This window comes from Streptomyces sp. NPDC057474, from assembly GCF_042802555.1.
Taxonomy (GTDB): Bacteria; Actinomycetota; Actinomycetes; order Streptomycetales; family Streptomycetaceae; genus Streptomyces.
In genome coordinates this window covers 4,613-14,898 of the sequence record NZ_JBHVDX010000243.1, presented here as the reverse complement: position 1 = coordinate 14,898, position 10,286 = coordinate 4,613, and the positions used below count along the sequence as shown (strand labels likewise).

Below are 10,286 nucleotides of genomic sequence, written 5' to 3'. Positions count from 1 at the left end.
GTCCCGACCTCTGGGAACGGGCGGCCGTCGAAGCGCGGTCAGGCCGCCATGCGCCACGCCGCCGCGATCGCCGCCGCGCGTCCGGCGTGCAGGAGGCCGTCCGCGGCGCGCGCCGCGGAGTCCACGTCCGCGCCCAGGAAGCGGGGGTGCGCCGTGGCGCGCGGGAAGGCGGCGCGATTGTCCGCGCGCAGACCGCCTGCCAGCAGGAAGGGCAGGCGCACCCGGTCGGCCAGGTCGGTGACCGTGGCATCGTCCAGGGTGCGGGCCGTGGAGCCGACGCGGCCGTCGTCGGCGACCGCGTCGATGAGGAAGCAGTCGGCGCCGGCCCGTTCGTACGCCGCGGTGAGCCGGCCCTCCAGGCAGGTCGCGCCGTTCACGTGCAGGACCTTGGCGATCTTCAGGGAGTCCGGGCCGCGCTCGCGCAGGGCCCGCACCACGCCCGGGGTCTGGAAGCCGTGCAGCTGGATCCAGGGCACCCGGGCCGCCTCGACCGCGCTCAGCAGGGTCCTCGGGTCGCGGGAGAAGGTGACCATGACCGGTGAGAGGCCCGCCGCACGGGCCGCCGCCGACAGGGCGGTGAGCTGATTCAGCGTCAGATCGGCTCTGCCGCCGGGTACTTCGTGCCACAGGCCCACCAGGTCCGCGCCCGCCTCGGCCATGTCCTCGACCTCGGCGCAGGTGGTGGCCCCGCAGAACTTGACCAGCATCAGGGCGTCACCGCCCGCCGGGCGGCGTCCGCGTCGCTCACCAGCGAGCCGGAGGCGAAACGCGCGGAGCCCTTCTGGAACAGGCCCGGGTGGGCGGAGCGCAGGTCGGCGAGGACGTACTCGTAGGGCAGGTCGTCGAACTCCCCGTGCAGGCGCAGGAACTCCATCTGCTTGCGGCCGTGCCGGTCGAAGGGGTGGAGCATGCTGTCGGCCGTCCCGTCGAAGTCCAGGGGCGCCATCCCGTAGAGCCGGCACAGCGTCTTGTTGAACACCGGTGTCGCGCGCACCCACTCACCGGCCGGCCGCACCGACGTCAGGCAGTGCTGGTGGAAGACCTCACCGCCGAGCAGTTCGATCAGCTTCGGCGACGCGAGGTGGTTGCGTACGTCGGTGAGGACGAGCCGGGCAGGGATGCCCAGCGCCCGCATACCGGCCGCGTACAGCACCGACTTGTGCAGGCACATGCCGGAGCCGGTGGTGGCGACCCGGCTCGCCCGCAGCCCCGCACGGCTCAGGTCGGCGCCGTACACCTCGTAGCGGATGCCGTCGCGCACCGCGTAGTACAGGGCGACCGCCTGCTCGGTGGGTGTCCGCGCGCCGGCCGGCAGCGCGTCGCGCACGAAGGCGCGCACCTCGTCCGACTCGTGGTCGAGGAACTCCGTGGCCCGCAGGGCGTCCGTGTCGGGGCCGATGGGCGTCGTCATGTCGTTGCTCCGTCCGATTGACTGGTGTCCAAGGCCGGTTCACAGGCCCAGCAGCGCCGCGATCCGGTTGCGCTGCGTCTCCGACGTCCCCGAGTAGATCGTCCCGGCGACCGCGTTGCGCAGCTCCTTCTCGATGCCGTACTCGGCCATGTAGCCGTTGCCGCCGAAGATCTGCACGGCGGACAGCGCGGAGGCGACGTTGGCCTCGCTGGTGACGAGCTTGGCCATGGCGATGTCCCGGGTGACGTTCTCGCCCGCGGTCATCCGTTCGGCGGTGTCGTACAGCCATCGGCGGGACGTCTCGACACCGGTCGCCATGTCGACGATCTTGTGAGAGACCGCCTGGTAGGAGCCGATGGGCTGCCCGAACTGCTCGCGTGTGCGGGCGTATTCGACACAGCGGCCGACCCGGTCGCTCATCTCCCCCGCGTTGATGACGAAGGAACACAGGATCTCCCAGCGCATCACGTGGTCGAGCACGAGGAACCCGCCGCCGGGCCTGCCGACCACCCGGTCGGCGGGGATCCGGCAGTCGTCGAAGTACAGCTCGCTCAGCGGTGAGGTGCGCAGGCCCATCTTGGGGACGGGGTTGCCCACCTCGAAGCCGGGGGTGCCGCGCTCGACCAGGAACGCGGTCATGCTGAGCGGGCCGGGGCGGTCGCTGGTGCGGGCGTAGACGGTGACGACGTCGGCGACCGGCCCGTTGCTGACGAACGCCTTGGAGCCGTTCAGGACGAAGTCGTCGCCGTCGCGTACCGCCCGGGTCCGCATGGCGAGCGCGTCGGAGCCGCTGCCGGGCTCGCTGATGGCATGGGCGCCGATCACCTCGCCCGCGCAGATGCCCGGCAGATAGCGCTCCTTGAGGCCCTGTGAGCCGAAGCGCTGCAGGGGCACGCCCGCGCTGACCAGATGGGTGCACACGGAGAAGTTGAGGCCGGCGTCGCGGCAGCCCTCGCCGAGGCCCTCCAGGACGTACATCGTGGTCAGCAGGGACTGGCCCAGGCCGCCCCACCGCTCGTCGAAGGGCAGCCCGAGGATCCCGGTCGCCGCGAGCAGCTTCCAGGCCCGGTGGGGGAACGTGCCCGCGGCGTCCCGCTCGACGTGGTCTTCGTTGAGTCGCTCGAACAGGGGGCCGAGGCCGTCGCGCAGGGCCCGCTGGTCGTCGGTCCAGTCGATCATCAGTGGCGGTCGGCTCAGTAGTGGGAGAAGTCGGGTGAGTCCAGGTCGTGCCGCTCGTCGCCGCGCAGCGCGGGCGTGAACATGCACACCAGGCGCAGGTCCTCGTGCGGAGAGGCGATGAGCCAGTGGGCGTCGTGCCGGTCGAGGGCGTAGAGGGTGCCGGGGGTGATGGGGTGCGAGACGCCGTCGCCGTCGATCACCTCGCCGCTGCCCTCGATGCAGTAGCAGGACTCCAGGTGATGGCGGTACTCCAGACGGGACTTGGTGCCCGCGCGCACGGTGGTGTCGGTGACGGAGTAGCCGACCCCGTCGGCCTGGGTGAGGAAGCGGCGGCTGAGCCCGTTGCCCCAGTCGACACAGGTGACCTCGTCGAGCTTACGGACAATCATGGCGGTTTCCTTTCGTACGGTCTGGTTCGGTGGTCGCGCTCACCGGCCGCGCAGCTCCCGCACGAGGAGCCCGAGCTCCTCGACGGGGTCGCCGCCCGCGGCGAGGGCGTTTTCGACGCGGGCCACGCCCACGCTGCCGACGACGGCCGCGTCGGCGCCGAGGTCCGCCAGGAGCGCGATGTCGGCGGACGTTTTGACCCCGAAGCCGACGGCGACGGGCGCGGACGCGGTGGCGCGCAGGGTGGTGATCGCCTGTGCGAGCCGCCCCCGGTCCAGAGCCGCGGCGGTGCCGCTGCGCCCGTAGTGGGCGACCAGGTAGAGGTACGCGGAGGCGTGCTGTGCCGCCTCGGCCACGACATCGGGGCTCGAGGCGGCGTAGCAGGTGGTGACGAGCGGCAGCCCCGCGGTGTGGGCCGCCCGGTAGTGGGCGAGGCGCAGCCTCGGTGGTACGCCGTGCAGCAGCAGCCCGTCGCAGCCCGCGTCCCGTACGGCGGCGGCGAAGTCGCCGGGGTCGGTGCCCCTGACGGTGTGGCTCCAGTCGGCGAGCAGGGCGATCCGCAGCCTCTTCAGGCCGGGGCGCACGGCGGCCACCGCGTCGAGGACGGCTGTGAGGCCGGTGCCGGCGGCGAGCGCGCGGTCCGCCGAGCGGCGGATGACGGGGCCGTCGGTGACCGATCCGGGGAACGGCACGGCGAGTTCGAGGCAGTCGACGTCGTTCTCGTCGAGCATGGCGGCGAGTTCGGGGAGGGCGCCCGGCGGCGGGTCGCCCGCGTTGAGGAAGAGGGCGAGCCCGGGTCTGTCCGGCGTGCGGTGCGCGAAGAAGCCGCCCTCGGCCGGGGGGAGCCGGTCAGGCACGGGCCGGCTCCTTTGCGCGCAGGCGGTCCACGAGCGCGCGGGCGGCCCCGTCGCGCAGCACCGCCCGGGCGGCGTCGAGCGCGGCGTGCCAGTTCCCGGTCAGCCGTCCGGCGACGGCGAGCGCGGCCGCGTTCAGGCAGACCGTCTCGGCGGCCACCGGGTGGGCCTCGCCGGCCAGCAGCGCGTGGAAGCCGGCGACGGGGTCGGTGCCCGGGACGAGCGCGTCCAGGGTGCCGTGGCGCAGGCCGAGCGCGACCGGGTCGAGCGTGAACTCGTCCTCGCCGTCGCCGTCGTAGGTTCGCACCAGGTTGGGGGTGAAGCCGAGGAGTTCGTCGGCGCCGGGCTCGTTGGTGCACAGCCACACCGTCCGCCCGGTGCGCCGGGCGGTGTGTTCGGCGGCCTGGCGCAGGCCCGCGAGCCGGCGGGCATCGGAGACCCCGGTGAGCTGGGCGGTGACCGGCAGGTCGGCGAGGAAGGGGCCGATCGTGTTGACGAAGCGGCCGAGCCGGCGGAAGTCCAGCGGATGCACGCTGCGCGCGAGTCGGGCCACTTCGGCCGGGTAGACGAAGGGCCCGGCGAACGCGATGCCGCACCGCTCCAGCGTTTCGTGGGTCTGTTCGTAGGAGAACGTCAGCGGGACGCCGAGCAGCTCCAGCAGATCGACGGAGCCGAGGGCGGAGGTGTAGGCGCGTGAACCGGTCTTGACGACGGGGGTGCCCATCGCCGCGGCGACGAACGCGGCCGCCGTGGAGATGTTGAGGGTGCGCGGGCCTCCGCCGGTGCCGACGATGTTGACCGCGCCGTGGAACCACTCGCGCGCGGGGGCCTGTTCCCGTCGCTCGGCGAGGGAGTCCAGGAGCGCGGTCAGTGTGGCCCGGTCGGGCATCCGGGTCGACAGCGACGCGAGCAGGGCCACGCTCTCGCCACGGCGCAGACCGCCCGCGTGCAGCTCGTCCCAGAAGGACCGCCACTCGTGTGTGTCCACGGGCCGGTCCTGGGCGATCAGGGCCGCGACGGCGTCGTGCATGGCTAGGCGGCCTCCGCCCGGGCACCGGTGGCGGCCGACGCGGCCCGCGCGTCGCCGATGAACGCCTCGATGGCGGCGACGGACTTGAAGGACTCGGGGTCCAGGTCGACGGCGTCGGTGTCGACGGCGTACCGGTCCTCCAGCCAGGCGATCACCTTGAGCAGCCCGAGGCTGTCGATGACGCCGCCCTCGAGCAGGTCGTAGTGGTCCTCGATGCTGTGGGCGGGCACGTCCGGCAGGAACTCCTCGACCAGGAACTCCTTGATGGCCTGGGCGTATTGCATGTCAGCTCTCCTTGGTGAGGTGGTGGTCCCGCACGACCCGGTCGCGGTCGACCTTGCCGGTGGAGGTCCTGGGCAGCGGCTCGTCGGTGAGGAGCAGCGTCGAGGGGATCGCGGCCCGGGGCAGCCCGCGGGCCAGATGGCCGCGCAGGGCCAGGCTGTCGAGACCGCCGGCGCAGGCGCGGCGCACCACGGCGTGCAGCAGCTTTCCCGCCACCGGGTCGGGCAGCGCCAGGACGGCGGCCTCGGACACGTCGGGGTGGGCGAGCAGGACGTGCTCGACCTCCTGGGTGTTGACCCGCACCCCGCGGACCTTGACCTGGAAGTCGGTGCGGCCCTGCAGGGTGAGGGTGCCGTCGGCGGCCCGGTGCACGAGGTCTCCGGTGCGGTACCAGCGCCGGGGGTCGCCGTGCGGGTCGCGTGGGTGGGGGACGAGGGCGGGCCTGGCGGCCGCGGCGCCGAGGTAGCCGGTGGTCTGGAAGGGGGTGGAGACGAGGAGTTCGCCGGTGCCGGGCCCGTCGAGGACCTCGCCGTCGCCGGTGAGCAGGAGGGCGCCGACGCCGGGCAGCGGGCGGCCCAGCGGCAGGGGCCCCGCGGCGGCGGCGCGGGCGTCGGTCACCTCGTGCAGGAAGCTGTCGTTGGTCTCGGTGCAGCCGTAGACGTTGTACAGCCGGGCGCCGGGCAGCAGGCCGGGCAGGGCGGCGAGCAGCGGCCCGGGGAGGGTGTCGCCGGTGAACAGCGCCTGCCGTACGAAAGGCAGCCGGCGGCCGGCGGCCGCGTCCGCGAGCAGCCGGTAGAACATCGGCACGGCCTGGACGACGTGCACCTCGTGGCGCACCAGCAGGTCGAGCAGGTAGGCGCCGTCGACGCCCTGGCCCGGGTCGGCGAGGACGACGCGGCCGCCGTGCGCGAGGGTGGTCCACACGTCGAGCAGGCACAGGTCGAAGTTGAGGGGGGCGTAGTTGAGGACGGTCGTGCCCGGCGCGATGCCGAAGGCGTCGGCGGCCCACGCGGTGAAGCGGTCCACGGCGCCGGCGGACAGCGGAACGATCTTGGGCAGGCCGGTGGAACCGGAGGTGGTGAGCAGCAGGCGCGTGGTGTCGGGGCCGGCCGCGGTGACCGGAGCGTCGTGGGGGTTTTCGGCGGGGGCCGGGGTCAGCACGTCGTGTACCCCGGCCTGTTCGTACAGCCTCTCCAGGACGTCCGCGCCGAGCGTGGCCGCCGGCAGCAGCACCGGCCGCCGCTCCAGGAAGCAGGCCAGGACCAGGGCGATGGTGGCGGGCGACTTCACGGCGGGTACGCCGACCGGCCCGTCCCCCTCGAGCCGGGAGATCCGGGCCCGCTCGCGGCCGGCGAGGTCCAGGAGCGCGCCGTAGCCCACCTGCTCGCCCCGCCACACGAGCGCGGGTGCGTCGGGGGTACGGCGCGCGTGTTCCACAAAGGAGTCGAGGAACGGCTCCGGGGGGCCATCGACGGTGCTCACGGCTCGGGGCTCCTTCCGCCATCCACGTCCCGCTGCCATCGGTGTCGATGGTGGTTTCGCGGACTGGAGGATCGTTGGAGCGTTGCTCTACAGGCACCGTCGACGGCCCCGGCCGGGCGGGCTCCGGGCGCCGGTCAGACACCCCATCAACGGTCTGGCCTCCCGGCCGACCAGCAGGGGCACGGTCTGACCTCAGAAGTCGAATGCTTCCGGCGTCGAAAGTGCTCACCTACTGGCGGCTACGGCATCGAGTCTCTACGACCCGACAGTTCCCATTAGGCGTCGAGGAGCTCCGCCAGGGCCGCCGCCGGATCGCTGTCGGGGGTGCCCGCCGGCCACCAGGTGCCCGCCCTCTCGCGGTAGGGGTACCAGCGGCCGTCGCGGCCGCGGCGCAGCTGGAGCCCGCGCCCGGTGAGGTTCCAGTGGTTGCCGTCGACCTCGATGGGGGGCAGTTCGTCGCCCTCCCAGCCCGCGGCGAGGACGGTGCGGGCGCGGGCGGTCTCCTGCGCGGAGGGGACCCAGGGGTGTTCCAGGACGTCGAGCCCGGCGGGGCCGCCCGTGCGCCACGCCTCGGCGGCTCGGTCCAGTTCCTGCGGGCGCCCGCAGGACTCCCGCAGGCGGGCCGGGACGCGCGGGTCGGGGTGGGTGGCCGCGATACGCACGGTGTCGCGCCACAGGTCGAGCGGTGGCGCGGGCCGGGTCGCGGACCCGTGGGTGTAGGCGAGCAGTTCGCGGGCCCGGACGGCCGCGTCGGCGACGAGCCGTTCCAGCGGATCGGCCTCGATGCCGGTCGCCGGCTCGTCGTCGAGCGGTGGCGGCTCGGGCAGCGGGGGCAGGGCGGGCAGCGCGGGAGCGGGACGGGCGTAGGCGGCGCGGTGGCTCTCGTACACCGCTGCCTCCGCTGCCTCCGCTTCTGCCGCTTCTGCCGCTTCTGCCGCTTCTTCGGGCTCCTGCCCGTCGCCGTCGTCCTCCTCCCCCGCGTCCGTCATCGCCCGCAGCAGCAGGACCGACTTGAGTTCGTCGAGCGCCTCGTCGGCGGTGCGGCCGCGGGCGAGGAGCAGCAGCCGGGGCTCCTCGTCGAGCAGCCAGGAGATCTGGTAGCTCAGGGCCGTGGCGTGCGGACACGGGTGGTCGAAGGTGTCGCAGTCGCAGTCCGCGTCCAGGTCCCCGTACCCGGGCAGCAGCCGTACGCGTGCGTCCTCGGCGGCCTCCAGGAGGTCTTCGGGCAGGTCGCCGGCGAGCAGCGCCTCCGTCTCGGCGGGCCGGTCCGCGGTCTTCTCCCAGAGCAGGTCCCACTGGTCGTCGTCGAGTTCCTGGAGGGTGAGGACGGTGGTGTGGGCGGACTCGCCCCCGTACACCTCGGCGGTGATCCGCCCCGGGCTGACGGCGATCGGGCCGATCCGGCCCGTGCGGGAGAAGGCGCGTCCCTTCTTCAGGGGCTCCTCCTCCGGCCAGGTGTCCTCGACCGCCTCCGTCCAGGCCTTGGCCCAGAAGGACTGTCCGCGGGCGCGTCCGCCCTTGCGGGCGGGGAAGGCGGGAAAGCCCAGGGCCCCGCGGTCGTGTCCGTCGCCCATCACGCGCTCCTCAGCTCGACCAGGCCGGCCAGCTCGTCGTTGGTCAGTTCCGTCAGGGCCTGTTCGCCGGAGCCGAGGACGGCGTCCGCGAGTTCCTTCTTGGACTCCAGCAGGGCCGCGATGCGGTCCTCGACGGTGCCCTCGGCGATCATTCGGTGCACCTGGACCGGCCTGGTCTGGCCGATGCGGTACGCGCGGTCGGTGGCCTGGGCCTCCACGGCCGGGTTCCACCAGCGGTCGTAGTGCACGACGTGGTCGGCGCGGGTGAGGTTGAGGCCGGTGCCGGCGGCCTTCAACGACAGCAGGAAGACGGGTACTTCGCCGTCCTGGAAGCGCTGCACCAGGTCCTCGCGCCTGGCCACGGGAGTGCCGCCGTGCAGGAGCTGGGCGGGGATGCCGCGCTCGCGCAGGTGCCGTTGCAGGAGCCGTGCCATGACGACGTACTGGGTGAAGACCAGGACGGCGCCGTCTTCGGCGATGATCGTGTCGAGGAGTTCGTCGAGGAGTTCCAGTTTGCCGGAGCGGCCGCCGAGCGCGGTGTCCTCCTCCTTGAGGAACTGGGCGGGGTGGTTGCAGATCTGTTTGAGGCCGGTGAGGAGTTTGAGGACCAGGCCGCTGCGGGCGATGCCCCGGGTGGCGCGGATCTCGGCCATCACCTCGTGGGACTGCTTGCGGTAGAGCGCGGCCTGTTCGGGGCTGAGCGCGACCGGACGGTCCGTCTCGGTCTTGGGCGGCAGTTCGGGGGCGATGCCCGGGTCGGACTTGCGCCGGCGCAGCATGAAGGGGCGCACGAGGCCGGCCAGGCGATGGGCGGTGACCGGCTCGGCGGCTTGGGCCCGCTCGGCCTGGACCGGCTGGATCCAGCGGCGGCGGAACTCGCCGTGCGTGCCCAGGAGGCCGGGGGTCGTCCAGTCCAGGACGGCCCACAGCTCGGAGAGGCTGTTCTCGACGGGTGTGCCGGTCAGCGCGATCTTGGCCCCGGCGGGAATGAGACGCAGGGCCTTCGCGGTCGAGGAGTGGGGGTTCTTCACGTGCTGGGCCTCGTCCGCGACGACCATGCTCCAGGGGTGGGCGCCGAGTTCGCCGGCGTCCAGGCGCATGGTGCCGTAGGTGGTGAGGACGAAGCCGTCGTGGGCGCCTTCGAGGGTGCGGCCGGTGCCGTGGTAGCGGCGTACGGGTGTGCCGGGCGCGAACCTGGCGGCCTCCCGCTGCCAGTTGCCGAGCAGCGAGGCCGGGCAGACGACGAGGGTGGGGCCGGTGCTCTCGGCGTGTTCCTGGCGGAACAGGTGGAGCGCGATGAGCTGGATGGTCTTGCCCAGGCCCATGTCGTCGGCGAGGCAGCCGCCGAGGCCGAGCGAGGTCATCCGCTCCAGCCAGCGCAGGCCGCGCAGCTGGTAGTCCCGCAGCGTGGCGTCGAGGGCGGCGGGCTGGGTCAGCGGCTCGCTGCCGCCGTCCGGGTCGGCGAGCCGCGCCCGCAGCGCGAGCAGCCAGTCGCTGGGGGCGACCGGGACCGGCTCGGCGCCGATGCGGGCGTATCCGGTGAGGGCGACGGCGAGCGCCTCGATCGCGGTGAGCGGCTTGAGTTCGCGTTCGCGGGCCTTGCGGGCGAGGTCACCGGAGAGGAGGATCCAGCGCTCGCGCAGCCGGACCAGGGGGCGTTGCGTGTCGGCGACGGCCGCCATCTCCTGCTCGGTGAGCGCCTCGCCGTCGAGGTCGAGCTGCCAGCGCAGGTCGACGGTGGCGTCGCCGCCGAGGAACGAGCGCATGTCGGTGGGCGCGACACGGTCGGCGCCGACGACGGCACGGGCGGTGAGGGAGCCGGCCGCGTCCTGGGGCCAGTGCACGTCGATGCCGTGGGCCCGCAGCCGGGGCGCCGCGCCGCCGAGGAGTTCGGTCGTCTCCCGGTCGGTGAGGGCGAGTTCACGCGGCACGGGCAGCAGCCGCTCCAGCGGCTGCCACACGCTCGCGGCGTTCTGCGCGTACGGCGGGGCGGCGGCGCCGTCGGGGCCCCAGCCGTCGCCCGGCAGCCCCAGCAGCGCCCCGCACACCAGCACCGCCACACCGGCCGTCAGCACCGCCCGGCCGTG

At 73.6% G+C, this 10,286-nt stretch carries 10 protein-coding genes; all 10 read right to left on the bottom strand.

Going from position 1 to position 10,286, the window contains the following annotated elements:
• Positions 1-38 precede the first annotated feature (38 nt).
• On the bottom strand, positions 39-707 hold the full coding sequence (locus ACFU53_RS40615; protein WP_384004505.1) for an N-(5'-phosphoribosyl)anthranilate isomerase: 669 nt from the start codon (positions 705-707) through the stop codon (positions 39-41).
• On the bottom strand, positions 707-1,411 hold the full coding sequence (locus ACFU53_RS40610) for a transglutaminase family protein (protein ID WP_384004503.1): 705 nt from the start codon (positions 1,409-1,411) through the stop codon (positions 707-709). Before ACFU53_RS40610 ends, ACFU53_RS40615 begins: the two co-directional genes overlap by 1 nt.
• A gap of 39 nt (positions 1,412-1,450) precedes the next feature.
• Positions 1,451-2,590, bottom strand: coding sequence for an acyl-CoA dehydrogenase family protein (locus ACFU53_RS40605; protein ID WP_384004501.1), 1,140 nt, complete (start codon positions 2,588-2,590; stop codon positions 1,451-1,453).
• Between the two features lie 14 nt (positions 2,591-2,604).
• Positions 2,605-2,979 (bottom strand): ectoine synthase, encoded by a 375-nt coding sequence (locus ACFU53_RS40600; RefSeq protein ID WP_384004499.1) that lies wholly within the window; start codon positions 2,977-2,979, stop codon positions 2,605-2,607.
• Positions 2,980-3,018: 39 nt separating this feature from the next.
• The gene (gene trpA / locus ACFU53_RS40595) at positions 3,019-3,834 is read right to left on the bottom strand and encodes a tryptophan synthase subunit alpha (RefSeq protein WP_384004497.1); all 816 of its coding nucleotides are present in this window, start codon (positions 3,832-3,834) and stop codon (positions 3,019-3,021) included.
• Positions 3,827-4,861 carry an anthranilate phosphoribosyltransferase gene (locus ACFU53_RS40590; protein ID WP_384004495.1) on the bottom strand — a complete coding sequence of 345 codons (1,035 nt, stop codon included), beginning with the start codon at positions 4,859-4,861 and terminating at the stop codon, positions 3,827-3,829. Before ACFU53_RS40590 ends, trpA begins: the two co-directional genes overlap by 8 nt.
• Positions 4,862-4,863: 2 nt before the next feature.
• The gene (locus ACFU53_RS40585; protein WP_384004493.1) at positions 4,864-5,145 is read right to left on the bottom strand and encodes a phosphopantetheine-binding protein; all 282 of its coding nucleotides are present in this window, start codon (positions 5,143-5,145) and stop codon (positions 4,864-4,866) included.
• A gap of 1 nt (position 5,146) precedes the next feature.
• Positions 5,147-6,625, bottom strand: a complete 1,479-nt coding sequence (locus ACFU53_RS40580) for an AMP-binding protein (protein ID WP_384004491.1) — start codon at positions 6,623-6,625, stop codon at positions 5,147-5,149.
• Between the two features lie 275 nt (positions 6,626-6,900).
• Positions 6,901-8,199, bottom strand: a complete 1,299-nt coding sequence (locus ACFU53_RS40575) for a hypothetical protein (protein ID WP_384004489.1) — start codon at positions 8,197-8,199, stop codon at positions 6,901-6,903.
• On the bottom strand, positions 8,199-10,286 hold a 2,088-nt coding region (locus ACFU53_RS40570), incomplete at its 5' end, for a DEAD/DEAH box helicase (protein ID WP_384004487.1). The genes ACFU53_RS40575 and ACFU53_RS40570, both read right to left, overlap by 1 nt.

Bases quoted from the DNA above. Each gene is read 5' to 3' on its own strand.
- ACFU53_RS40610 (WP_384004503.1), bottom strand. From the start codon at position 1,411: ATGACGACGCCCATCGGCCCCGACACGGACGCCCTGCGGGCCACGGAG.
- ACFU53_RS40600 (WP_384004499.1), bottom strand. From the start codon at position 2,979: ATGATTGTCCGTAAGCTCGACGAGGTCACCTGTGTCGACTGGGGCAAC.
- ACFU53_RS40585 (WP_384004493.1), bottom strand. From the start codon at position 5,145: ATGCAATACGCCCAGGCCATCAAGGAGTTCCTGGTCGAGGAGTTCCTG.
- ACFU53_RS40615 (WP_384004505.1), bottom strand. From the start codon at position 707: ATGCTGGTCAAGTTCTGCGGGGCCACCACCTGCGCCGAGGTCGAGGAC.
- ACFU53_RS40590 (WP_384004495.1), bottom strand. From the start codon at position 4,861: ATGCACGACGCCGTCGCGGCCCTGATCGCCCAGGACCGGCCCGTGGAC.
- ACFU53_RS40575 (WP_384004489.1), bottom strand. From the start codon at position 8,199: ATGGGCGACGGACACGACCGCGGGGCCCTGGGCTTTCCCGCCTTCCCC.
- ACFU53_RS40605 (WP_384004501.1), bottom strand. From the start codon at position 2,590: ATGATCGACTGGACCGACGACCAGCGGGCCCTGCGCGACGGCCTCGGC.